This window comes from Paenibacillus nanensis (genome assembly GCF_003583765.1).
Taxonomy (GTDB): domain Bacteria; phylum Bacillota; class Bacilli; order Paenibacillales; family Paenibacillaceae; genus Pristimantibacillus; species Pristimantibacillus nanensis.
In genome coordinates, this window is record NZ_QXQA01000003.1 from 119,318 (window position 1) to 141,748 (window position 22,431).

Here is a 22,431-nt window from a genome sequence, read left to right on the forward strand (position 1 = left end):
GGGGCATCTCTGCTATTTCCACATCAGCTCTTCGCGTCTTTATTCTGTTTCTGCTAGCAATCGCTTGCGGAATTGCAGCATTCACGCATTCGTCTTTTGTCGCGACTCCTTTCACATTAAAGGTTTTAGCCACCTATTGGCTTTTTTCTTTTCTTTATTACCATTTACGGATCTCAAGCAAAAAAGGCGCCTCCACGATCGAATACGGCATTAACTACAATATTTCTTTAGTTTTATTTCTCGGGCCGTTCGGTCTGTTCCTCTTCGAGGCCTTCTATCGGACAGTCGTCTACGTTTACAAAAAAGCAACGAAAACGGATGAGCCGCTTGAAGGCGCGCAGGCTTTCTTTAATGTCGGTTCGTTCGTGATTCAAGGCTCCGCCGCATATTATCTGTTCCAATTGTTCGACTATCATGATCAACATCACGTGATTTTATTCTGGCTGCTGCTTGTCGCACTGATTCTTGTGACAGCGGTGCTGTCAGATACGTTCCTTATCGTCGTGTTCAGTCTTCTCGGAGACATCAAGACGAAGAAGGATATGATTTCGTTCGTGAAATCCAGAAGCTTGCTGGACCTTGCCAAAACCGCGCTTTCGAACGGCCTGCTTATTCTGTTCCTGCAAGAGAATAACTGGACCGCGATTATGGGATTGTTTCTGCTTAATTATCTCGTGAGCCAATCGTATCTCATCAAGGCGCAAAACGCGCAGGATAAAAACGAACGGGATAAATATGAAAAAATGGCGTATACCGATTTTTTGACGGGCGTATCGAATCGGGCGTATATGGATGTGAAGCTCAAAGAATGGAACGGCTCGGACGAGCCGCTCGGCATTGTCGTGACGGATATCGATAAGTTTAAGCGGATTAACGATACGTATAACCATCATGTCGGCGACAGGGTCATCCAGCACTTTGCCGAAACGCTTAAGAGCCATCTCAAGAAGGAGGATGTGCTCATCCGCAGCGGCGGGGAAGAATTTATCGTGTTTCTGCGGCATCGGTCCTTCGAGCAATGTTTTTTATTGATGGAAGGCTTAAGAATGGAAACCGAGAACCGCAAGGTTCATGCGGAATTTGGGGGAGAGTCGGTGGAGGTCGGCTATACCGCATCATTCGGCTTGTATTATTGCAGTGACCGAAGCGCGGTATCATTGGAAAAGGGCTGCGTCTTAGCCGACCAGCTGCTGCTTCAAGCGAAGCAGCAGGGCCGAAACCGCGTGATGGCCGGCAAGGGAGAGTAACAATGGAAGTCCACGAGTGAATCGTGGACTTTTTTTGCGGCTTTATGCTCGTCTAGACCCAAGCATCCGCGCCTTTTCCAGCCATTTGGCCCGCTGCTCCTTGCTCGACGGCCGAACCGGGCTGATTTCGGTAACGCGCACCGGCTTGATGCCGCAGAAATGAAGGATGTTCCGCTTCATCACTTGATGGCCGGCATGTCTGTAGATCCACCGGTTGTACCAGGCCGGCGTATCCATCGTAACGAGCAAATGCGCGGTTTTTCCGGTCAAGAGCTTATCCCAAAGCTGTGAGTTGTCCCGGTATTTGAAGGCAAATCCGGGAAGAAAAACGCGGTCGATAAAGCCTTTCAGAACGGCGGGCATCGCGCCCCACCAGGTCGGATAGACGAAAACGAGATGCTCTGCCCAGCGAATCAGCTCCTGGGCTTTCAGCAAATCCGGCTCGAGCTCGGTTCTTTGGCGATAGCCGTATTTGAGGACCGGCTCAAACTGCATATGGCTCAAATCGATAATGCGTACTTCGGCGCCGCTATCCGATGCCCCTATTTTGTATGCTTCGGTTAACGCCGCGCAGAAGCTTTGCGGATCGGGATGGCCGTTAATGACAACAATATTGGTTTTCATATCCAACTTCCTCCTATATGATAGTGGAATAAGAGCTATCCTTAGCTTAAGAGGATTCGGCTTGAAAAGGTATGACCGGAAGCGCAGCATAGGGTGCTTTTTGGCGCAAAGGAGGATAGGCGGATGGAAGGACCCGGCATCTCGATTTCAATGGTATATCCGATTATGAAAGCGATCGTTCATAAAGGGCTGGATTCGAAACGGTTTTGCGGCTTTGCCGCTTTTGAAGAGAGCCTGCTGCAGGATCCGGACGCGAGGATCGCGGGCGAGGAGCTGGAGCGGTTAATGATCGCCGCCGCCGATTTTACGCGGGACGATTATTTCGGATTGTATCAGGGGCTTATTACGGAATTTGCCGATTTGGGGGTGCTTGGTTATGTCATGATGCATTCCAAAACCGTTGAAGGCGCGCTTGAGGCTTACAAGCGCTATAATGTCATTTTGTGCAGCGGCTTTCAGCTCGAATGGGAATTGCTAGGCGACCAAGCGCGAATACGAGTGTTCACTCAGCATGAAGGAGGCTTCTCGCGCCATTGCGCCGAGGACATGGTCAGCTCGCTGTACCGGTTGATCGGCAGGCTGAGCAGCAAGCTCGTCCCTCTGCAAGGGGTATCCTTTACCCATGCATGCCCGGGAGGCTTTGGGCCTTATATGGATGTCTTTGGCGTAATTCCCGTATTCGAGGCGGAGCATAACGCGATTTATTTGAACAAAGAAGTGTTAGGCTACCCTATTCTTTATGCCGACGACAAGCTGTTATCCGTATTCGAATCCATCGCGGAGGAGACGAAGGTGGAGCTGTCGGGGAGCAAACGGTTTTCGGAGCAGGTCGTGCTTTGGCTGAAAAAAAAGATGCCGTCTCAGTTTCCGAGCTTGCAGGAGACGGCGGCATATTTCGGAATGAGCGCAAGGACGCTTCAACACAAGCTGAAGCAAGAGGAAACGACGTTCTATGAATTGTCCGTCCAGGTGCGCAAGGAGCTGGCGATCAGTTATTTGAAGCGGAAGGAATATTCCGTCGGCGATATCGCTTATGCGCTTCATTTCTCGGAGCCGAGCGCCTTCCAAAACGCGTTCAAAAAATGGACGGGACTGACGCCAGGCCAGTACCGGTCGCACGCGGACCGGCGGACGGCGCAGGCTTAGCCTCCGCCAAGCCGGACAACAATACGGCCGAGCGTTCTCGATTGCGTGATGTCGGCGAGAGCTTGAGGCAGCTGCCGCAGCGAAATTTCGCGGTCAACCAGCAGCTCAAGCCGGCCGGGCTTCCAATCGCCGGCCATTCGTTCCCACAGCTTCAGTCTGCGGCTGGCCGGGCAAAACACGGAATCGATGCCGAGCAGGCTGACCCCTCTCAATATAAAGGGCATGACCGTTGCCGGCACTGCGGTTCCTCCCGTAAGGCCGCTTGCGGCAACCGAGCCGCCATAGGAAATGGAGCTTAGAATGGCGGCTAAGGAGCTTCCGCCGACAGAATCGACGGCCGCTTGCCATCGCTGCTTGTTCAGCGGCTTGGCGGGAATGGCGTTGATGTCGCCGCGCGAGACGATTTCATCCGCGCCAAGCGCCGTCAAGTATTCCGCGGCGGCTTCCGGATCTCCGGTGCTTGCAACGACATGATAGCCCTTTCGATGCAGGATGGCGATGGCCGCTCCGCCGACGCCGCCCGTCGCGCCTGTGACTAGGACGCTTCCTTTGTCCGGCGACATGCCGTTTTCCTCAAGGCGCTCGATCGATAAAGCGGCTGTAAAGCCGGCGGTCCCGTAGATCATCGCTTCCTTCAGCGACAGTCCGGCCGGAAGCGGCACCAGCCAATCCGCATGAACGCGGGCGTATTCGCTGAATCCGCCGTAATGCGTGACACCCAGCTGGTAACCTGTCGCAAGCACCGGTTGTCCCGGCTTAAATCGGCTGTCGGATGACGAAACGACGACACCCGATAGATCGATGCCGGGGACAAAAGGGTAAGAGCTGACGACTTTACCGTCAGGGCTGCAGGCAAGCGCGTCTTTGTAGTTGACGCTGCTGTAAGCGACTTGAACCAGCACCTCGCCTTCCGGCAAATCGTGAATCGACAGCTGCTTTACTTGAACGGTGAAAGTCCCGGTATTGTCCGCCACAAGCGCTTGAAACGATTCAGGCATTCCCACTCGCTATCGCCCCTTCCGTTTTTCGTTCACCCATTCTACAACTTGCTCCATCGGTCTTCTCGTTTTTGGACGAGGCTCCCGCGCCCGGTAGCCGAAAGCGAGCATACAGGACAATCCGAACTCGTCACCGGCGAGAAGTCCCTCGGACCGCAGCAGATCCTCCGCCATTTGCTTGTCAAAGCCTTCGATCGGACACGAATCAATGCCGATCATCGCGGCAGCCGTCATCATGTTGCCGAGCGCGATGTAGGTCTGGCGGCTGGACCACTCGAATACGGCGCGTTCGTTATCCAAGATGTTAAAGTCGGATGCGAGAAATTTATGATAGGTCTTCTCGTAATTCGGAATCATCTCTTCCGGAAACTTCTTTACTTCCCGAAGCATGTTTTGGATATGGCCGGATGAAAACGCCATGCCGGCTTTCGTCCGCGAGAGCAGCAAGACGAAATGGCTGGCGGTAGGTAATTGCTTCTGGGCTCCCCAGGAAAACGGCAAAAATTGATGACGCAGCTCCATGTTCTGCACGACGAGGAATTTCCAGGGCTCAAAGCCGAAGGAGCTTGGAGACAGGCGGCCGGCTTCTAGAATAAATTCGAAATCTTCCTTCGATATTTTTTTGTCCGGATCAAATTCCTTCGCCGCATGCCGGAAACGGAATGCTTCTATAATCTCTTCTTTGGTCATGACGTCACCTTGCCTTTTATTTTATGGTTCTTTGCTTAAGAGAATGATTAAACTTGGCGAGCAGCCGGCCGAATTGCTCCTGTTCTTCCGCGGGCCAATCTTTGACCAATGCTTCGATTTTATCTTTTCTATGCTGTCTGAATGCGAGTAGCTCGGAGACGCCATTTTCGGTTATTTGATAGAAGTAGGCCCTGCCGTCCAGCTCGTCCGGCACTTTAATGACATAACCTTTCTGTTCCAGCACAGCGGCTTGTCTGCTGACCGTCGATACGTCCAATTGAAGCAGCTCGCCTAAAGCTTTTACGCCGGCGGAGCCTTGAATATGAATATGGTGCAGCAGCAAATAGGAAGCGCGGTCGAGATTCGCCCCTTGTTTGCTCGTGCTGACGGACGTCAGTCTCCGTATTAAGACAGCAAGCTCAAGTTCTATCATCTCCAAAGCGTCATTTTTCATTGCATACCCTTCCTTTCTTAACCTGCTTGCTAATCACATCATATCGGAACAGCAATGATTGTCAAATGCATTGACACGTAATTAATTGTATTATACAATCATATAGTTGTATCATACAACTTTGTTTGGAAATAGAAAGGAATGGTTAGGAATATGGCATCGATAACAAATGGCTCAGCGAATACGCTGGAATCGCCGTTAACGGAAAAAAAGGGGATATTGGGACAGCCTATCGCCGTATGGGCCGTATTTTTTGCCAGTGTGATCGCGTTTATGGGGATGGGTCTGGTCAATCCGATCTTGAGGGAGCTGTCGATGCAGCTGAAAGCCGCACCGAGCGAAGTAACGCTGCTGTATACCAGCTATAACTCGGTGATGGCGGTGGCGATGTTAATAACAAGCACCGTTTCATCAAGACTAGGCATGAAGTGGACGTTAATCAGCGGAATCGGCATTATTGCGGTTATGTCCTTTTTCGGCGGATTTGCCGACAATATTTGGACGCTTGTCGGACTGCGGGCAGGCTGGGGTCTTGGCAACGCATTGTTTGTCGCGACGGCCCTATCCGCAATCGTATCTTTGTCCAACTCCGGCGCGGCAAAAGCAATTATTTTGTATGAAGCGGCTGTCGGAATCGGGATGTCGGTCGGACCTTGGCTGGGAGGAACGCTTGGCGACATCAGCTGGAGAGAGCCCTTCTTCAGCGTGTCGATCTTAATGGTGGCTGCGTTTCTCCTGTTGACCTTCATCATGCCCAAACCAAAGCCGGCTGCTGCACAGGCGGCAGGCCGCGCAGGCTCTCAAATATCGCTGCTGGCTCCGTTCCGCGCGCTGAAGCATCGTTCGCTGCTCGTGCTCGGTATCGTTGCCGCTCTGTATAATATCGGCTTCTTCACGATTATGGCATATGCGCCGTTCGTGATGCAGCTGGAGCCGAAGGAGATGGGATATGTCTTCCTGGGCTGGGGCGTGCTGCTGGCTATTACTTCCGTTTATGTCGCGCCAATCCTGCAGCGCAAGCTCGGAACGCTTAAATCGCTCGTCTCGATGCTCGTCTTATTCGTTGCGGATCTTGTCGTGATGGGCGTGTTCACCGATACGAAAGAAACTGTCATTTGCGCCGTTATTTTCGCCGGCGCGATCTTAGGCAACACGAATACGCTGATCACGACCGCGGTCATGGGGGCGGCGCCTGTAGAGCGGTCAACCGCTTCAGCCGCTTACAGCTTCCTCCGATTTATCGGAGCGGCGATATCCCCGTACATGTCGGGCAAGCTTGCGGAGCATTTCAATTCGCATGTCCCGTTTATCGTCGGCGCAGGCTTCGTGCTGCTTTCGATCCTGTTTATCGGGCTTAATCTGAAGCACATTAAGCACGTCGACCGCCTGAAAGCCTCGCATTAACAACGAAAGCCGCCTGAAGAGGCGGCTTTTTGCTGTTAAATTGAAATGAATAGGAGTGTTGCTTACGGAACGATTTTGCCGCCGGCTTTGTAAATGGCGTACCATTCTTCGCGCGTAAGCGGGATATCGGAGCCTTGGCAGGAATCCTTCAGTCTGCCTTCGTTCATCGTGCCTAACACCACTTGAATGTTGGCCGGGTGTCTCGTAATCCATGCGACGGCAATTGCCGTATTCGTTACGCCGTATTTGTCCGCCAAGCCGTCGATCAGCTTGTTCAGCTCCGCGTAATTTTCCGTATCGCCGAGGAACGGTCCGTTGAAGAAGCCCTTCTGGAATGGCGACCAAGCCTGAACGGTGATATCGTTCAGACGGCAATAGTCGAGAATGCCGCTGTCGCGGTTAATGGATTGATTGTGGTTCATGTTCAGCGCGATTCCGGAATCAATCATCGGCGTATGGGTGACGCTAAGCTGAAGCTGATTGACGACAAGCCTTTGGGACACATGCTTTTTCAACAGCTCGGTTTGCATCGGCGTATGGTTGGAAACGCCGAAGTAGCGAACTTTGCCGCTGGCATGCAGCGCGTCGAACGCTTCCGCGACCTCCTCGGGCTCAACCAGCGCATCCGGGCGGTGAAGCAGCAGGATATCGAGGTAATCCGTTTTCAGCCGCTTCAAAATACCTTCCGTCGAAGCGATGATATGCTCCTTGGAAAAGTCGAAGTAGCCGCTGCGGATGCCGCATTTGCTCTGCAGCACCATCTTTTCGCGAATGCTTGGATTCATGCCGATCGCGTCGGCGAAAATCTCCTCGCATTTGCCCCCGCCATAAATGTCGGCATGGTCGAAGAAGTTGATGTTTTCCTCCATGGCCGTGCGGATCAGCTTCTCCGCCTCAGGCAAGGACAGCTGGGTCAGTCTCATGCAGCCCATTACGACGTTGGACACGTTCAAATCCGTGCCTTTTATTTCTATGTATTTCATCATGCTCGTCTCCTCTCAATTATACTCCTGCCATTTCAAGATAAACGATAGAGTGAACTCTAGGTCAACGGGTATTTTGACAGATTGACAAAACGGACGGGCTGGAGTACCCTCAAAGTACTTAGATGAACAGTAATGCGAGGGATTGGATATGAGCTACACCATCTCACAGGTTGCCCAGCGGACCGGATTGTCCATACACGCGATTCGTTATTACGATAAAGAAGGGCTGCTTCCGTTCGTAGACCGTCATAATGGAACAAGAGTGTTTCAGGAGCAGGACATCGATTGGATTGATTTGATCTGCTGCCTGAAGAAGACGGGGATGCCGATCAAAGATATCCGCACGCTTATCCAGCATTGCATGGATCATGACGCGGTGCTTGATAAGGGGCTGGAAATATTGGCTCGGCACAGGGAAAATGTAGAGGAGCAGCTGAAAGAGCTGCAGCGCAGTCTCGACACGATCAATTATAAGATCAAGCATCTGCCCCGCATGTACAAAGAAAAATTTTCGGCGGAAGCGGTCGGCTCTGCAAATTAGGTTAAACTTCCATTAATCGCCTAGCTTCCTGCGATAATGGGCAAGCGCAAGCAGCGGCCATATATACCGGTAGCTGTGATAATGTATATAGAAGACGCCTGGGAGACCGGCGCCCGTCGGGTAATCGGTTGTCCAGTCGTCCTCGTGCAGCAAAGCGAGCAGCCGCCGCACTCCGCGGTCTATTTCGGATTTGGATTGCGGGGAAGCGGCGATTAACGCGTCCAGGGACCAGGCGGTTTGCGAAGGCGTGCTGGCCCCAAGCGGCACGTAACGCCTCTCCGCGTCGCTGCGGCAGGATTCGCCCCAGCCGCCGTCCTCGTTCTGTGTCTCCAGCAGCCACTTAACCCCTTTCCGAACAGCTTCATGCTCAGGGCTTACGCCCGCCGCCATTAACCCCGTAAGCGCCGCCCAAGTGCCGTACAAGTAACAAATCCCCCATCTGCCGTACCACGATCCGTCCCGCTCTTGATTATAAATAAGCCAATCGGCGCCTCGCCGCATAAAGAGATGGCTTGTGTCCAGCTTTGCGTAGTTCCCTAGGAACTCGAGCGTCCGGCCGGATAAGTCGGCCGCCGACGGATCAATGGCCGCCGATTTGGCGCCGTCGATCGCAAGCCAGGTCAAAATGCGGTTGTCGGTGTTTTTTTCGAAAGCGGGCCAGCCTCCGTCCTTGTTCTGCATGGAGAGCGTCCATGACAGCCCGCGATTCCAGGCGTCTTGGAACCGGTTGTCTGCTTTGGCGAACCGGCTGATGGCCCGCAGCGCCGCTGTCGTGTCGTCAACATCGGGATTCCTCGTATTCGTCGCTGAAAAGCCCCAGCCGCCCGGTTCGGCGTTCGGATTATGCTTGACCCAGTCGCCTTTGCGAGTGTGCTGCTTGCCGAGCAGGTAGGCCGCGGCTTTCTGAATGACGGGTTCGCTGCGGGGGACACCGGCTTCCTGCATTGCATATGCAAGAAGGGCAGTGTCCCAGACGGTCGAGGGGGAGTTTTGGAGCGTTGTGCTTCCGCCAATATCAAACTGCATATCCTTAAGCCCTTGGCAAGCTTTCTCGATGACGGGGTGGTCCTTGCCGTATCCGAGGGCGAGCAGGGCAAACACCATCAATATCGTGCTGGTCGCGTAGCTGTACAAGCTGCCGTCGGCTTCGGTCCGCTCCAGCATAAATCGTTCGGCTTTGTCCAAGGCGGCTGCTCGTAAGGAGCGAGGGGAACCGATCAGCCGAGCCGTGCCGGAGCGAAGCGTGGCCTCCAGGTGGAGATGGGCTTCAGGCAACGGTTCCTCCTCGTCGCCGCGCGTCTCGAGCAGCTCCGATAAATCGGGCATCTGCGCGGTTTTGACGGAAAAGCCCAAAGAAGCCATGACGAGCAGCGGCACGAGATGAACCCGGGCGTACCCGGAGAACGAATAAAGATTCAAAGGCATGAAGTCTGGAATAAGCATCGCTTCGATCGGAATCGAGGTCAGTGAGAGAGGCCATTTGCGCTGTCCGGTTGCCGAGAGCAGAGCTTTTGTAAGGATGCTGGCCGCTTTGTCCGCTCCGCCATGGGAAAGGATGAACGCTCTGGCCCGCTCGATTGCCGGATCCCCAGGCTTGCTGTACCCGGAGCAGAGCAGGGCGTAATAAGCCTCGACCGTAGCGGGCAAATTGCCGCCTTCCTCGTCGCGGTACAGCCGCCAGCACCCTTCCGGCTGCTGCTGCGACAGGATTCGGTCATGCAGCTTTTGTATGAGGGGTTCATCGTTCCGCTCCAAGCATCGGAATAAGAGGATGACGTACGCGTCGATAATCGTTCCGTTCTCGAAGCAGAAATGCCAGGAGCCGTCCTGCCGCTGGCTTGCCGTCAGTTTATTTATCAATCGGTCGATTTCACGGTTCACTTGTTTCATCATCTCGTTCATCTTTTTCCTGCCCCCGTAAGTTTTTTACCGCATACAACCATTCTTATTGGCGATAAGAGGATTTCTCAACATTCTATGTGCAGGAGCGCAGGGAAATGAGGCGGGAGGTTCTAATTTGGATACTGGATGAACGTCTGTTTCTTGAAAATGGGCTTGCGAATGGAAAAGATATGTAATAAGATGTATGCAAGTAATCACTTGCATACATTTACGGGGAGGAAGGAGGGCTTTTATCGTCAGCGGCAAACTAGGCACCGCGGAGAAGCTGATGGCGGCAGTCATCGAGCTGGTCGCGGAATACGGATATAACGGCGTGTCGACGAAGGAGATTGCGGCAAGCGCCGGCGTCAACGAAGTGACGCTGTTCCGGCATTTCGGCAGCAAGCTGAATTTGCTCGAGAAGGCGTTCCACCATTACCATTACGCGGAAGAAATGCAGAAGCTGTTCGAAGAGAGGCTGACTTGGAGCCTGCATGAGGATTTGCTCCTAATCGGCAAGCGGTACCATGAGCTCATGAACCGGAACCGGAAGGTCATGCAAATCGCAATGAAAGAGAAGCAGGTCATCCAGTCCTTTCAAGTATCGACGCATATGCATCCTCAAAGATTGAGGGATTTGCTGATTCAGTATTTTAAGGCTATGAAGGAAAAAGGGAAGCTGACGGATTGTAATCCGGAAGCGCAGGCGCTTGCCTTCATGTGGATGAATCACGGAGCGTTCGTCAGCCAGCTGAACGAGGACCGGATGTCGTTTACGAACGTTTCTCTTGACGAGTTTATTGAGGAGAGCGTGCGCACCTTTGCTAGGGCATTAACCCCCTAGTCTTTTTTTGCAAGTAAATGCAAGCAAGCACTTGCATTCAAACTTGTACACACAATAGAAAAAATAAAGGAGAGATGTTAGATGACTGCTGCTGTAGAAACGCGCGCTGGGGAAAAGCTGCTGCGCGTCCTTATGTTCACCCTCATGCTTTCGTCGATGAGCGCCTTGCTGTTCAACATTGTTTTGCCCGATCTAAGCAAAGAGTTCGGCTTATCGCTTGCGCAAGTGAGCTGGATGTCCTCGGCTTATTCTTTGATTTACGCGGTCGGCACCGTCACGTACGGGAAGCTGTCGGAGAGGTTTAAGCTGAAAAACATCATTACCTTCGGGCTTCTACTGTTTGCGGTCGGCTCGCTGATCGGTCTCTTCTCGCAATCATTCGGCATGGCGCTTCTTGCGAGATGTATGCAATCCGCCGGCGCGGCTTCGATTCCGGCAATCGCGATGCTCATCCCTGTCCGCTATTTCGAACCGGAACGAAGAGGCGCCGCGCTTGGCATGGCCGCAGTCGGTCTTGCGCTCGGCGGCGCGCTCGGACCGGTCCTGTCTGCGCTTATTATCAGCTTCGCCGATTGGCGATGGCTTTTCTGCTTCCCTCTGGCGCTGCTGCTCACGCTTCCTTTTTACCGCAAATACTTGCCCGATGAAGAGATAACCGCCAAGCCGCGGTTCGACTGGCTGGGCGGCATGCTGCTCGGAGCAGCGGCCGGCTTGACGCTCGTCGGCTTTACGAATGCATCCTGGTTGGCATTATGCGCCGGAATCGCAGCAGGCGCCTTGTTTGTTCTTCGGATTCGCCAGGCCGATGAACCGTTTGTTCGTCCGGAGCTGCTCCGCAACCGGAAGTATGCGGCGATGATCGGCATTGCCGTCCTCGTCAACGGGATTGGCGTATCCTTCTATTTCCTAACCCCGGTGCTGCTATCGAGCGTACAGGAGCTGTCGCCTTCATGGATTGGACTCGCGATGGTGCCCGCCGCCGCCGCATCCGCGCTGCTCGGACGGAAGGGGGGGAAGCTGGCCGATAAGAGAGGAAATCCGTTTCTCTACACCATCGCCTCCAGCCTGCTTATCGCAAGCCTTGCGCTGCTGTCATCCTTTGCGGCGGCCCCCGCTTGGGTTATTGCGGCGTTTCTGGTGCTTGGCAACGTCGGCCAGTCGTTCATGATGATTACGATGTCGAATACGGTATCGAGGACGCTTCCGAAAGAGCAGGCGGGAGTCGGAATGGGATTATTTTCGATGTGCGGGTTTATTACGCAAGGAATGGCTTCCGGACTATACGGCATTGCGGCGGAATGGCGGACAGCTGCATCGTGGAACCCGATTCATGCGGGCGGAGGCAGCGCGACGCTCAGCAACATCTATCTTGTGCTCGCCGTCCTGCATATTTTCGTGCTGGCCGTTTATATGAACCGTTTCGGATCGGGAAGATGGTCAAGCGCGGCTGTGCGCAGACAAGAAAGCGACGCAAGGCCGTGACTGCCTGCGCCGCGTAGAAGATAAGCCGTTGCGGAAGGCTTTACAGCCCTTTGCCGCCGACCGGGCGAAGCCGGACCGGTTCAATGCCGGCGATGAGCGGCCGCGCCTTTTGGATCAGCTCCATCGCGCCAGGGTCTTTGAGCGAATCGGCATGCGCCTCTGCGTCCCGCCACAGCTCCGTTACCCAGATATCGTCCGGATTATCCTCCGAAATATTGACGATATAAAGCTCGCAGCCGGGGTTGGACGTAAGGCCTTCGGCCGCCTGCAGAAGAATCTGTACCAGTTCGTCCCGTTTGCCCGGTTGCGCGGTCATCTTGCCGTACATTGTAAATTTACTCATGTGGTTTCATCCTTTCGTATAGATGCGCCGGCGCGCATCCTCTCATAATGCTCTGCAAGTGATGCGCTGACTTCCGCCATTCTCGCAATAAGCGATGGAGGCTCGATAATCGTCAGCGCCTTACCGTATGGGAGCAGAAAATAGGGGACGTAGGTTTGAAGAGCCGAAGCGCCTATACGGAACAGCGCGTCTTCGCCTGTACGCTCCACCAGCGCATGCCCGAACAGCCAATGCTTGAGCAGCTCGTTCAGCGCGCGCTCGGGCGCCTTCAGCCTGACGTCCGACATTTGTTCCGCTTGCAGGGAACCCGGCATCAAACTTTCCAGCAAAAATTGTTCGGCGGAGAACCCCTGCGGCCGCGCGAACCGGCCTTCCGCGGCCGAAAGACCGGCGATCCGGTCAACGCGAAAGCTTCGTACCGATTGACGAAGACGGCAATAACCGACCGTGTACCAGCTCCCCTTCCAATGAAGAATGGCATAGGGATCGAATTCTCGATTTGTGGGGGAGTCTTTCGCGCTGTCGTATTGCATGGCAACGGTCGTCCCGTTTACGCATGCCTCTTCCAGCTGCTGCAGCAGCGGCGCCAGACGGCTGTCGGATGGCGGCGATACAACGGACAAGCCTTGCGCATGACGGGCTAATAGCTCCAGCTGTTTTTCGTTCGTGTAACGCTTCAGCTTCTCCACGGCCCGCCTCAGCTCATCCGAGAAGGGATACCCGGCCGCTTCCGCGAACAAGGAGGCTTGTACAAGCGCTTTCTGCTCCGACTCGTCGAACATGAGCGGCGCATCCGCGAATTGGCCGAGCAGCTTATACCCGCCGTTCGGACCTGATTCCGCGATGATCGGCGCCCCGCTTGCGCATAAGGAATCCATGCAGCGATAGACGGTGCGGATATGAATCTCCAGCTCGTCGGCGAGCTGCTTTGCGGTAAGCTTCCGGCCTGACCGGAGCAGCCATAGTATAGAGAGCATCGTATCTGCCTTCGACATGGGTTTTCGTTCCTTTGTCCATAGATGGTTGATACGACGAGCTTACCACAAATTAGTCAAGAGGGACCATTCCTTTTTCGATCCAGCTTTCGTAGTTCGGACCGTATACCTCCGGGACAACCAGTCCGGCTTGACGCATAAGCACCGTCATTTGCCCACGGTGATGGGCCTGGTGCATGATCGTGAACCGGAGGGACGCGCCGTTTTGCCATTCTTCGCCCATGACCTGCTGCGACTGCCCGAGCGTCTCATCGCTCCATTGCTCCTGAACCGCGCGTTCCAAGGAGCGCGCGCTTCGGCTGTACGCCTCAGCGATTTCAACTGCTGAAGCGGGCCTCTCTTTCTGGTCAGGCAAATCGTCCATCGAAAGCCCGAGTGATGCCATATAGCCAATGGATGAGACGAGATGCCAAGCGAGGGTCCCTAACGACCGGCGGTCTTCCCGAATCGGTTGCAGCAGCGAATCATCCGTTAAAGCCCGCATCACGGCTTCCGTGATCTGCGCCTCTTGTTTCCACTCCGTTAAAAATTGCTCCAGCTTCGTATACATTGTGATCCTCCTCGTAAAATAAGCTTCCTTTTCCTTACACTTTGCAGTATAAAGGAGCATTGCTGACAATAACGGTCAGTGATTTTCGCATGTCGTATTTTTTTTTTATAACATTACGCAGAGGAGTCGAATCCGTTTGACGATTTGCAGGTAATTGCTATATGTTGGATGTAAATTAAATTACGTTTGGAATAGGAGCTGGAACCATCGCCGGTGAGGTCAAAACGAAATAGACGAATGAAAATCATCCGCTGGACGAGTTTGTCGGTCGGACTCTTTATCGTCTTGGCGCTGCTGTTCCCGACGTGGACCCCCGGGATTCAAGGCGAACGCGCAATCAGCACGCTTGGACAGGTCGACATTAACGGCGCGGGGCATGAAGTGATGATTCGCGGCGCCGACCGGAACAATCCGATTCTCATTTTTGTTCATGGAGGCCCGGGCTGCTCCGAGATACCGTATGTCCGCAAATATCAGGACTCGCTCGAACAAGATTTTACGATAGTGCATTACGATCAGAGGGGCAGCGGCAAGTCCTATCATTTTTTTGAGGATTATTCAACGATTACGAGCGATCTGCTAGTGAAGGATCTGCTTGCCTTAACGGATTATGTAACGGAGCTGCTGGAGCAGGACCAGGTCATTTTAGCCGGCCATTCGTATGGGACTTATATCGGCATGCAGGCGGCGGCGGAGGCGCCGGAGAAGTTCAAAGCGTATATCGGAATCGGTCAAGTGGCCGATCATGATGCCAGCGAGCTGGACAGCTTCGCCTTTGTGCTGAAGAAGGCGGCCGCCGCGAAGGATAAGGAGGACGTCAGCAGGCTGGAGAAGCTGCGTCCGCTCATTGAGAGCGGGGAAGAAAGAACGCCCCGCGGCCTTATCCGCAAATACGGAGGGGCGGCGCGTCTTATTGACGATAACGGGGATTATATCGAGGGCTTTATTAAAAACCGCGAGTATAACTTGCTCGACATCATCCGTTATTCGAGAGGAATCGCGGCGACGCAGGAACGGCTGCTGCGGGAGGAAAAGGACAAACCGATTACGGAATTGGTGCGGAGCTTGTCCATTCCCTGTTATTTCGTGATGGGGACCTATGATTATATGACGAGCGCCAAGGCGGCTAAGTCTTACTTCGATGTGCTGGAGGCGCCGGTGAAGTCGTATGTGGAGTTCGAGCATTCCGCCCACTACCCGCAGTTCGAGGAGGAGGAGCGGTTCGCGGATTGGATGAGAGGCGTTTTTTTGAATGGAAAGAGGGGAAACGCGCATGAACAAACAAAAACAAATCCGAATCTTCGATAAACAGGCGGAACGCTACGCTAATCTTAGAGAAAAGGAGAGCCAGCGGCGTTGGCGCCGCCAGCTGCTCGAAAGCGCCAGCGGGAGGGTGCTCGAGCTTGCGGTCGGAGCCGGAGCGAACTTTCCTTATTATCCGAAGCATGTTCAGATAACGGCCGTAGATTTTAGCGCCTTGATGCTGGAAAAAGCGAAAAATGCTGCTGTCCGGAACCATGTTGACGCCGCTTTTATTCGCGCGGACATCGAAGAGCTCGACTTTCCGGACGGCACCTTCGATACCATCGTTTCAACCTTATCCCTATGCAGTTATGATGAGCCCCAAATGGTGCTGGGCCGATTGAAGCGCTGGTGCAAGCCGGACGGCGCCATGTTGTTCATGGAGCATGGCATTAGCTCTAAAAGGCTCGTTTCGGCCATACAGCGGACGCTGGATCCTGTCTTATATCGGATGATCGGCTGTCACCATAATCGCAATATGGCGGAATTAATAGAGCAGGCCGGCATTTCCATTCTAAGTGTGGAGAGGCATTGGCTGGATATGTTTTATATCATTCGGGCGAAGCCGTAGAGACGCCGCATCATTCAGGTATCGCAATCCGTAAGAAACCGGCGATCGTTTAAGGTGGTAGAATGGTCTCAAAGCGAGTAGAAGAAGAAGGAGGGTTGCTCGATGCAAAAGATAACGACATTTTTATGGTTCAACCATGAAGCGGAGGAAGCGATGAAGTTTTATACTTCCATCTTTAACGACTCTGCGATAATTAGCGTGACGCGGCATGACGGGAAAGTTGTTTCGGGGACCTTCCAGCTTGAAGGGCAGCAGTTTATGGCTTTAAATGGCGGTCCGCACTATTCCTTTACGCCGGCAATCTCGTTGTTCGTAAGCTGCGAGACGCAGCAAGAGGTAGACGAGCTTTGGGACAAGCTGATTGCGGACGGAGGAGAGGAGTCGCGCTGCGGCTGGCTGAAGGACCGGTACGGGCTCTCCTGGCAGATCATTCCGAAGGCGCTTGGCGCGCTGATGAGCGATCCGGATCCCGTCAAGTCTCAGCGTGTTGTGCAGGCTATGCTGGGCATGAACAAAATCATTATAGAAGATCTGCTACGCGCTTACGAGGGATAACGCGCAAAAAAAGATCGGCAAAAGCTGGATAAGCTTTGCCGATCTTTTTTGTATGAACAATGGGCCTTTCGTTTATTCTTCCGCCGAATCGAGCAGGGCGAGCAGGAGTACAACCGCTTCCGCTCTTTTGGAATCGTCGTTAGGACCGAAGCGGTTATTGCCTTTGCCCTGTATCAGCCCAGCTTCCACCGCGGCAGCAATGTAACCGCGCGCCCATGCTGGAGCGCTGTCTCCATCCTCGAACGCCAGCTCCGCGTCTTCGATCGGCTCCAGCCCCGCGAATCTGACGATAAGCGCGGTGATTTCCGAGCGGGAGATCGGTTCATCCGGACGGAAGCTGCCGTCCTCGTAGCCTTGGATGTAACCGGCCGCAGCGGCTTGCATGACGGCGTCCAAAGCCCAATCCGGTATGCTGTCGTGGTCAGCGAACAACGGCTTTACATTCGCTTTGTTCGTTTCTACAGGGAAGGCCCGCATAAGCAGCGTCACGAATTGCGCGCGCGTAACTTTGGCTTCAGGACGGAAGGTGCCGTCTTCGTAGCCCAATACGATGCCCAGCTCGACTGCGCGCTCAATCGCAGCCTTCGCCCAATGGTTGACAATATCGGTAAAGTTAATGACAGGATGACCCGGCTCTTCCTCAGGCTTCTCTCCGGGATTTCCCGAGTTGTTGCCAGGAGGCGGCGGATAGACAGGAGCATTGTAAGCCGTAACGGTTACTCGTGTTGACAAAGCGCCGACTGTAATGGTCATTTCGGCTGTGCCAGCCTTTAATGCCTTCAAGTTGCCGTCAGCATCAACGGAAACGATCGCGCTGTCGCTGCTCTGATAGCCGATACCCGCAGTCACTTCCGCTTTGTCGCCGTTGCTAAATATGCCGTATACTTTCAGCTTATGAGTCGCGCCGGTTTGCAGCTTGATTGGCGCCGCTGTCTCCAGGCTTGTCATGATCGGCGAGTTCAGGGAGACGATATTCATACCGGTATAATACGCGTTCAAAATGTCCGCGAAGGTTTTGCCCGATTTGCCCAGCATTTGCGCGCCGTATTGGCTCATGCCGACGCCGTGGCCGTTCCCGCCGCCGTAGAAGGTGACGCTTTCGATATCGCCTTCACCGTTTTTTGCAAGATCAAAGGTGAAGAAGGCGGAGTACAGAATGCTTGGATTTTTCAGGGTTGCCGCAGGGTCATATTCCGATGATCCGCCTTTAGCCCGGTAGGCGAGAATGTCGGTGCCGCTTCCGGTGTCGGATTTGTTCGGCCTGATTGTAAATCGGATGTTGTATTCCTTAATAATTTTATAAGTGCCGGTCGTGCCTTCGATGAGCAGCTCGGTTATATTGCCACCCGCGCCTCTTTTTGCAACGGACATGCCTAGCAGCTCGCCAATTCCCGCTTCCGGAATCGGCTTGCTGGCGTAGCTTCCGTCCGGTTGTTTCGTCAGGATGAACATCGGCTCGGCGGCGTAACGCAGTTTGATGTTTTTGTTGACGGTCTTCCCAAGCTCCTCTGCGGTCAACGACACCTTCCAACGGAAATAGAGCGAATCCGAATCGTAACCGTTCAGGGACAAGTCTTTATAGAAAGCATTGATTTCGTCTTCGTTCGATGTGTCAATCTCAAGCATCTGTTCATTGTTATCCGGTGAGTACGTGTAGCTCTTCGCCGTCAAATACGGGATGGCGGTGCCAGGGAACAGGTTCGTTCCGGTATCGGCCCATACCTCATGCTTGGATGCGCCGTAGCCGCCCGATGTCGAATAGTATCTGGCGTCAACCAGCATGCCGCCGCTGACCATGACCTGGCCTGCAGTCGCATCTACCGCCTGCTTGGTCAGCTCGTTCTCCGCGGTATTGTTGTAAACCTGGCTTGACGTGCTGTCATCGACATGGAAGCCATACTGGGCGAACCGGTTGCTCAAATAATCCGCGAGCGCATACGTTCTTGCGGCGACAGCTTGCGCCTTCAGCGCCTCCAGCCCGAACGAAGCCGGCATTTCGCTTGGCACGACTTGGTACAAATATTGCTCCATGCTCAGCTCGTTAACGAGACGAAGCTTGCCGCCGTTCTCCGCTGCTGTAATTTCCAGCTGGCCGCGGTATTTCGGCTTGCCTTGCGCTCTCGTAATGGAAGAGACCTCGATCAGCCCGCCATTCGCAGGCGGAAGCGCATAAATGCGGTTAGTTGTCGTCAGGAGCGTTTTCCCGTCTTGCGCGACGGTGATTGTCCCTTCCGTTACCGTTATGGAAACCGGAAGATTGGCTGCGGCCGTTACGTTACGCTCTCCGATCTTGTCAACGATACGGAAGGGAGACGCAGACAGCAGCTCGATGCTGTTATGGTTCAGCTGTGTCAAATCGGAAATATCGGCGATGCTGCTTCGGATGCCGATTCGCATCGTATCGCGTTCCGTTTCGCCAATTAGCGTAATTTTGCTGATTTCCCCATTTTCATTCAGCTGAATTTCCGCGTTCTCCGCGCCAACCATCACTTCTTGCAGCAAGCGAGGAAATACGCGTTCACCCAGCTTCTGCTCGATCGTGACGTTCGCGGCCAGCTTCTTCACGCCTGCGCGCTCCAGCTCGATCGTGCCGCTAACGGCGTCCTTCGCCATTATTTTTTCATACAACCTATCGCCTGCTTCATAGGCGCTTGCAACCGCGTTGCTGCCGCCGCTTTCGTTGTGAAGCCGGTCGAGCGCGGTGACGACGTAGGTGTAGGTCACGCCGTCTTGAACGTTCATATCGAGATACATTTGCTGAGCCGCACCGGACTGCTTGCGAACTTTGCCGATCAGCTTCGAAGGGTCGGTCGTATCTGGGGCTGAATCCCCTTCTTGGCGGTAAACGGCATAATAGGCGGCGTCACTCTCAGGCGCATCCTCAAAGCGAAGCTCGACCTGCCCGGATTTAGCCGATAGGGCGGACAGAAGAGCAGGGGCTTCCGGCGCTTCATTGTCGAGCCACGGCATCGTCGGCGGCAGGGCAGGGTAACGGTAAAGCTCCTGCATCAGCTGGTCCTGTGTGCCGAGATAGTTGGCGATAACGTCTTTGGCGCTGAACAGCATGCTGCCGCGGACCGTTTCCGGATAGCTGCGGTTATATACAATTTGGTTCGAGAACTCTTGCGGATCTTCCCACGTCGGCACGCGGTAGATCGCCTGACCGACATAGAGATGGACATCCCTGCCTTCAACGACGCCGCGCCACCAGTCCAATACCTTCTCGTAAGCGGCCGGACCATTGTTGAAATGCCAGTAATCCTGCGGCGCGATATAATCGAGCCAGCCTTTCTCGACCCAGCCCTTCGTATCGGCATTTAGGGCATCGTAGCTTTGAAGGCCGTTCGTATCGGAGCCGGCAGAATCAGTCGATTTGTTCCGCCATATTCCGAACGGGCTAATGCCGAATTTGACGTATGGCTTGCTCGCTTTGATCGCGTCCGACAAGCCTTCAATTAGCGTATCGACATTGTTTCTGCGCCATGCGGCTTTGTTCGCGAAGGCGGAACCATAAGCCGTATACTCGGCATCATCCGGGAATTCTTCTCCCGTCACCGGGTACGGGTAGAAATAATCGTCGAAGTGGACCGCATCGATATCGTAATGGTCTACGACCTCCATCACGCTGTCGATCACATATTGTTTCGCCTCCGGCACACCCGGATTGAAATACAGCTTGCCGCCGTACGATTCCACCCAGTCCGGATGCAGCTTTGCGGGATGGTCATCGACGAGCTTGTTCAAATCGGCATGCATGCTGATGCGGTAAGGATTGAACCAAGCATGGAATTCCATGTTCCGTTTATGAGCTTCCTCCAGCATAAAGGCGAGCGGGTCGTAGCCTGGATCTTTGCCTTGCTCGCCGGTCAGCCACTCCGACCAAGGAGCGAGCTCCGAAGGATAGAAGGCGTCCGCTGTCGGTTTCACTTGCACGATGACGGCGTTAATGCCCGTTGCGGCCAGCTCATCTAACAGCTCGATAAAATCTTGCTTTTGCTCCGCTTCCGTCGTTACCCCTTTGGCCGGCCAGTCGATATTTTCGACGGAGGCGATCCAAGCGGCCCGAAGCTCACGCTTCAGCGGTTCCTGGGAAGTATTGACGATTAACAGAAGACGGACCGTTTTATTCTCGAATTGCGCTTCAATCCGAGTCGTGCCACGCATTTTCGCTGTTACGAGGCCTTCCTCGCTAATTTCGGCTACTTCAGGGTTGCTGCTAGCAAAAACGGCTTCATCCGTCACATCAACCTCTTCCGTCAGAATCGAATAAGCTGCAAAAACGCTCGCTTGCGCCGACTCTCCTTCGGTCATAGGCTGAAGCCCCGCGATTCGAATGCTTTGCAGAACGGGCACAGGCTCGTTAACGGTTAGCGTGTAGGAGGCGGCTTGACCGTTCCAAGCTGCGGAAATTACCGTGCTGCCTGCGCCAACAGCCGCCAGATTGCCTGCGCTATCGACGGTGGCGACGGCAGAATTGCTGCTCGCAAATGCTACGTCTTGACCGGCGGGGACCGCTTCCGTATTGCCTTCGTAGAAGGCGAAAGCGCGGACCGTTTCGGTGTTTCCAATCTCGAGCACAGTGCTCCCCTCCAGCTCGATGCCGGTCGGTGCAGCGCCTGTCTCGCTGACGGTTAGCAGATAGGTGGCTTGAAGATTGCCGTTAGCCGCCGTAATGGTCGTAGTTCCTAGCCCTGCAGCCTCGACAAGGCCCGTTGCCGAAACGGACGCCACTTCGGGAGCGCTGCTGCTGAAGGAGGTGCTCGCAGTGACATCGGTCAAAGCGGTCCCGCCAACGACAGTCGCAAGCGCTTTTGCTTGCAGACTTTCGCCGGGCTTCATGCCGCGCAAGCCGGACAGCTCGACGCTAACCGGGCTTTGATCGGAATAAATGGCCGATACTTGATCGAAATAGACGGCGCCGCTCGTTTTGTTATCATTGTTCAGCTCGGTAATATAGATCTGGGTGAGCTTGAGCGGCGCAGGTTTCCCTTGCGGCACGTTTACGGTGACGTATTTCCAGCCGGACCAATTGAAGCCGGTAGTCGTTGTAAAATCGCTAACGTGCTTAGCGCCGCTGCCGTCTTCGAATTGAGCGCGAAGCCAGTGCTTGCCGGCGTCGCCGTAAACCCATGCGCCAATTTTTGTCGGATAGCCGGACAATGTTTTGCTCGAGAAATTCAGATAAGCGGCGGAGGTGCCTATTGTGCCGGTGAAGTTATAGGTGAGTTTTCCGGAGGCGTGTCCGTACATGACAGGACTCGGCCGTGTCTGTTTCTCCAGCTTCGTAGAGCCGGGTACGGTTCGGATTTCGGAGGTGAACAAATCTGTCATATCTTCAAAATCTTCGATGAGCATAGTTTGCGCAGATTCGGCCGCAGCGGCCGAGAGACCGGGTTCATCGGATGAAAGCGAAGGAATCTGTTCGGACGAAGGTTCATCTGCTGGCGGAGTATCCGCTGAAGGAACAGCTATGCCGTCCGCTTGTCCTGGGGCTTGGTTCTCAGCGCCCGTCTCCCCGCCATCGGCCGCAGCCGCAACGCCTGTGAACAATGTCCCCCATAAAAGCATAAAAGCGAGCAATATCGCGATACTTCGGTTTTGTTTCCTATGTACGTACACCCTAAGCACTTCCCCTCTACGGATTGGATAGATTGAACGCTTTTTGTCTTTCGTAAAATAGGAATAAGGCCGCTAATGCTTCGATCCTCCTTTGTACAATCAGGTGTGAAATAAAATTTTAAAAATATCTTCGCTTAAAAGTATAAAATTTTAAAATTTATTTGTATATCATGTAAATATTCCTGTTTTGTTTCAGTTC

At 53.9% G+C, this 22,431-nt stretch carries 19 protein-coding genes; 9 read left to right on the forward strand and 10 right to left on the reverse strand.

Going from position 1 to position 22,431, the window contains the following annotated elements:
• Positions 1-365: 365 nt before the first annotated feature.
• The gene (locus tag D3P08_RS06790; protein ID WP_119598701.1) at positions 366-1,247 is read left to right on the forward strand and encodes a GGDEF domain-containing protein; all 882 of its coding nucleotides are present in this window, start codon (positions 366-368) and stop codon (positions 1,245-1,247) included.
• A 42-nt stretch (positions 1,248-1,289) separates the two neighbouring features.
• Here the strand turns inward: D3P08_RS06790 and D3P08_RS06795 are convergent, their stop codons facing one another.
• Positions 1,290-1,871: an NAD(P)H-dependent oxidoreductase gene (locus D3P08_RS06795; protein WP_119598702.1), complete on the reverse strand. Its 582-nt coding sequence runs from the start codon at positions 1,869-1,871 to the stop codon at positions 1,290-1,292.
• Positions 1,872-1,994: 123 nt separating this feature from the next.
• Here D3P08_RS06795 and D3P08_RS06800 point away from each other — a divergent pair, with 123 nt between their 5' ends.
• The gene (locus D3P08_RS06800) at positions 1,995-3,017 is read left to right on the forward strand and encodes an AraC family transcriptional regulator (protein ID WP_119598703.1); all 1,023 of its coding nucleotides are present in this window, start codon (positions 1,995-1,997) and stop codon (positions 3,015-3,017) included.
• Here the strand turns inward: D3P08_RS06800 and D3P08_RS06805 are convergent.
• Genes D3P08_RS06805 through D3P08_RS06815 form a run of 3 tightly spaced genes read right to left on the reverse strand, consistent with a single transcriptional unit; the run spans position 3,014 to position 5,159 of the window.
• Positions 3,014-4,015, reverse strand: a complete 1,002-nt coding sequence (locus D3P08_RS06805; RefSeq protein WP_119598971.1) for an acrylyl-CoA reductase family protein — start codon at positions 4,013-4,015, stop codon at positions 3,014-3,016. The genes D3P08_RS06800 and D3P08_RS06805 overlap by 4 nt on opposite strands.
• A gap of 9 nt (positions 4,016-4,024) precedes the next feature.
• Positions 4,025-4,705 carry an NAD(P)H-dependent oxidoreductase gene (locus tag D3P08_RS06810; protein ID WP_119598704.1) on the reverse strand — a complete coding sequence of 227 codons (681 nt, stop codon included), beginning with the start codon at positions 4,703-4,705 and terminating at the stop codon, positions 4,025-4,027.
• Positions 4,706-4,721: 16 nt separating this feature from the next.
• Entirely contained in the window at positions 4,722-5,159 is a 438-nt protein-coding gene (locus D3P08_RS06815) for a MarR family winged helix-turn-helix transcriptional regulator (protein WP_119598705.1), read from the reverse strand.
• 153 nt (positions 5,160-5,312) lie between these two features.
• Between D3P08_RS06815 and D3P08_RS06820 the strand changes: the two genes are divergently transcribed.
• Entirely contained in the window at positions 5,313-6,563 is a 1,251-nt protein-coding gene (locus tag D3P08_RS06820) for an MFS transporter (protein WP_119598706.1), read from the forward strand.
• Positions 6,564-6,625: 62 nt separating this feature from the next.
• Here D3P08_RS06820 and D3P08_RS06825 read toward each other — a convergent pair whose 3' ends face one another.
• A complete protein-coding gene (locus tag D3P08_RS06825) occupies positions 6,626-7,546 on the reverse strand; it encodes an aldo/keto reductase (RefSeq protein WP_119598707.1) in 921 nt (306 codons plus the stop codon).
• 151 nt (positions 7,547-7,697) lie between these two features.
• Between D3P08_RS06825 and D3P08_RS06830 the strand changes: the two genes are divergently transcribed.
• Positions 7,698-8,090, forward strand: a complete 393-nt coding sequence (locus D3P08_RS06830; protein WP_119598708.1) for a MerR family transcriptional regulator — start codon at positions 7,698-7,700, stop codon at positions 8,088-8,090.
• Positions 8,091-8,102: 12 nt separating this feature from the next.
• On the opposite strand, the gene shc is transcribed toward D3P08_RS06830, so the two are convergent.
• Positions 8,103-9,992 carry a squalene--hopene cyclase gene (gene shc / locus D3P08_RS06835; protein ID WP_206098927.1) on the reverse strand — a complete coding sequence of 630 codons (1,890 nt, stop codon included), beginning with the start codon at positions 9,990-9,992 and terminating at the stop codon, positions 8,103-8,105.
• 268 nt (positions 9,993-10,260) lie between these two features.
• Between shc and D3P08_RS06840 the strand changes: the two genes are divergently transcribed.
• Both D3P08_RS06840 and D3P08_RS06845 read left to right on the forward strand, forming a co-directional pair.
• Positions 10,261-10,815, forward strand: coding sequence for a TetR/AcrR family transcriptional regulator (locus D3P08_RS06840; protein ID WP_240647348.1), 555 nt, complete (start codon positions 10,261-10,263; stop codon positions 10,813-10,815).
• 81 nt (positions 10,816-10,896) lie between these two features.
• Entirely contained in the window at positions 10,897-12,297 is a 1,401-nt protein-coding gene (locus tag D3P08_RS06845) for an MFS transporter (RefSeq protein ID WP_119598710.1), read from the forward strand.
• Between the two features lie 40 nt (positions 12,298-12,337).
• On the opposite strand, the gene D3P08_RS06850 is transcribed toward D3P08_RS06845, so the two are convergent.
• The 3 genes from D3P08_RS06850 to D3P08_RS06860 are packed head-to-tail and all read right to left on the reverse strand — an operon-like array spanning position 12,338 to position 14,185.
• Positions 12,338-12,640, reverse strand: a complete 303-nt coding sequence (locus tag D3P08_RS06850; RefSeq protein ID WP_119598711.1) for a putative quinol monooxygenase — start codon at positions 12,638-12,640, stop codon at positions 12,338-12,340.
• Positions 12,637-13,635: a helix-turn-helix transcriptional regulator gene (locus D3P08_RS06855; RefSeq protein WP_119598712.1), complete on the reverse strand. Its 999-nt coding sequence runs from the start codon at positions 13,633-13,635 to the stop codon at positions 12,637-12,639. The genes D3P08_RS06850 and D3P08_RS06855 overlap by 4 nt, the downstream gene beginning before the upstream one ends.
• A 52-nt stretch (positions 13,636-13,687) precedes the next feature.
• Positions 13,688-14,185: a DinB family protein gene (locus D3P08_RS06860; RefSeq protein ID WP_119598713.1), complete on the reverse strand. Its 498-nt coding sequence runs from the start codon at positions 14,183-14,185 to the stop codon at positions 13,688-13,690.
• A 237-nt stretch (positions 14,186-14,422) separates the two neighbouring features.
• On the opposite strand from D3P08_RS06860, the gene D3P08_RS06865 reads away from it, so the two are divergent.
• The 3 genes from D3P08_RS06865 (at position 14,423) to D3P08_RS06875 (ending at position 16,613) form a co-directional block, all read left to right on the forward strand.
• Positions 14,423-15,493 (forward strand): alpha/beta fold hydrolase, encoded by a 1,071-nt coding sequence (locus tag D3P08_RS06865; RefSeq protein ID WP_119598714.1) that lies wholly within the window; start codon positions 14,423-14,425, stop codon positions 15,491-15,493.
• A complete protein-coding gene (locus tag D3P08_RS06870; protein WP_119598715.1) occupies positions 15,459-16,058 on the forward strand; it encodes a class I SAM-dependent methyltransferase in 600 nt (199 codons plus the stop codon). The genes D3P08_RS06865 and D3P08_RS06870 overlap by 35 nt, the downstream gene beginning before the upstream one ends.
• 102 nt (positions 16,059-16,160) lie before the next feature.
• A complete protein-coding gene (locus D3P08_RS06875) occupies positions 16,161-16,613 on the forward strand; it encodes a VOC family protein (RefSeq protein ID WP_119598716.1) in 453 nt (150 codons plus the stop codon).
• A gap of 72 nt (positions 16,614-16,685) precedes the next feature.
• Here the strand turns inward: D3P08_RS06875 and D3P08_RS06880 are convergent, their stop codons facing one another.
• The gene (locus D3P08_RS06880) at positions 16,686-22,232 is read right to left on the reverse strand and encodes a family 10 glycosylhydrolase (RefSeq protein ID WP_119598717.1); all 5,547 of its coding nucleotides are present in this window, start codon (positions 22,230-22,232) and stop codon (positions 16,686-16,688) included.
• Positions 22,233-22,431 lie beyond the last annotated feature (199 nt).

Excerpts from the sequence above, each read along its gene's own strand:
- D3P08_RS06795 (WP_119598702.1), bottom strand. The coding sequence starts at position 1,871 with ATGAAAACCAATATTGTTGTCATTAACGGCCATCCCGATCCGCAAAGC.
- D3P08_RS06800 (WP_119598703.1), top strand. The coding sequence starts at position 1,995 with ATGGAAGGACCCGGCATCTCGATTTCAATGGTATATCCGATTATGAAA.
- D3P08_RS06805 (WP_119598971.1), bottom strand. The coding sequence starts at position 4,015 with ATGCCTGAATCGTTTCAAGCGCTTGTGGCGGACAATACCGGGACTTTC.
- D3P08_RS06810 (WP_119598704.1), bottom strand. The coding sequence starts at position 4,705 with ATGACCAAAGAAGAGATTATAGAAGCATTCCGTTTCCGGCATGCGGCG.
- D3P08_RS06815 (WP_119598705.1), bottom strand. The coding sequence starts at position 5,159 with ATGAAAAATGACGCTTTGGAGATGATAGAACTTGAGCTTGCTGTCTTA.
- D3P08_RS06820 (WP_119598706.1), top strand. The coding sequence starts at position 5,313 with ATGGCATCGATAACAAATGGCTCAGCGAATACGCTGGAATCGCCGTTA.
- D3P08_RS06825 (WP_119598707.1), bottom strand. The coding sequence starts at position 7,546 with ATGAAATACATAGAAATAAAAGGCACGGATTTGAACGTGTCCAACGTC.
- D3P08_RS06830 (WP_119598708.1), top strand. The coding sequence starts at position 7,698 with ATGAGCTACACCATCTCACAGGTTGCCCAGCGGACCGGATTGTCCATA.
- shc (WP_206098927.1), bottom strand. The coding sequence starts at position 9,992 with ATGAACGAGATGATGAAACAAGTGAACCGTGAAATCGACCGATTGATA.
- D3P08_RS06840 (WP_240647348.1), top strand. The coding sequence starts at position 10,261 with ATGGCGGCAGTCATCGAGCTGGTCGCGGAATACGGATATAACGGCGTG.
- D3P08_RS06845 (WP_119598710.1), top strand. The coding sequence starts at position 10,897 with ATGACTGCTGCTGTAGAAACGCGCGCTGGGGAAAAGCTGCTGCGCGTC.
- D3P08_RS06850 (WP_119598711.1), bottom strand. The coding sequence starts at position 12,640 with ATGAGTAAATTTACAATGTACGGCAAGATGACCGCGCAACCGGGCAAA.
- D3P08_RS06855 (WP_119598712.1), bottom strand. The coding sequence starts at position 13,635 with ATGTCGAAGGCAGATACGATGCTCTCTATACTATGGCTGCTCCGGTCA.
- D3P08_RS06860 (WP_119598713.1), bottom strand. The coding sequence starts at position 14,185 with ATGTATACGAAGCTGGAGCAATTTTTAACGGAGTGGAAACAAGAGGCG.
- D3P08_RS06865 (WP_119598714.1), top strand. The coding sequence starts at position 14,423 with ATGAAAATCATCCGCTGGACGAGTTTGTCGGTCGGACTCTTTATCGTC.
- D3P08_RS06870 (WP_119598715.1), top strand. The coding sequence starts at position 15,459 with ATGAACAAACAAAAACAAATCCGAATCTTCGATAAACAGGCGGAACGC.
- D3P08_RS06875 (WP_119598716.1), top strand. The coding sequence starts at position 16,161 with ATGCAAAAGATAACGACATTTTTATGGTTCAACCATGAAGCGGAGGAA.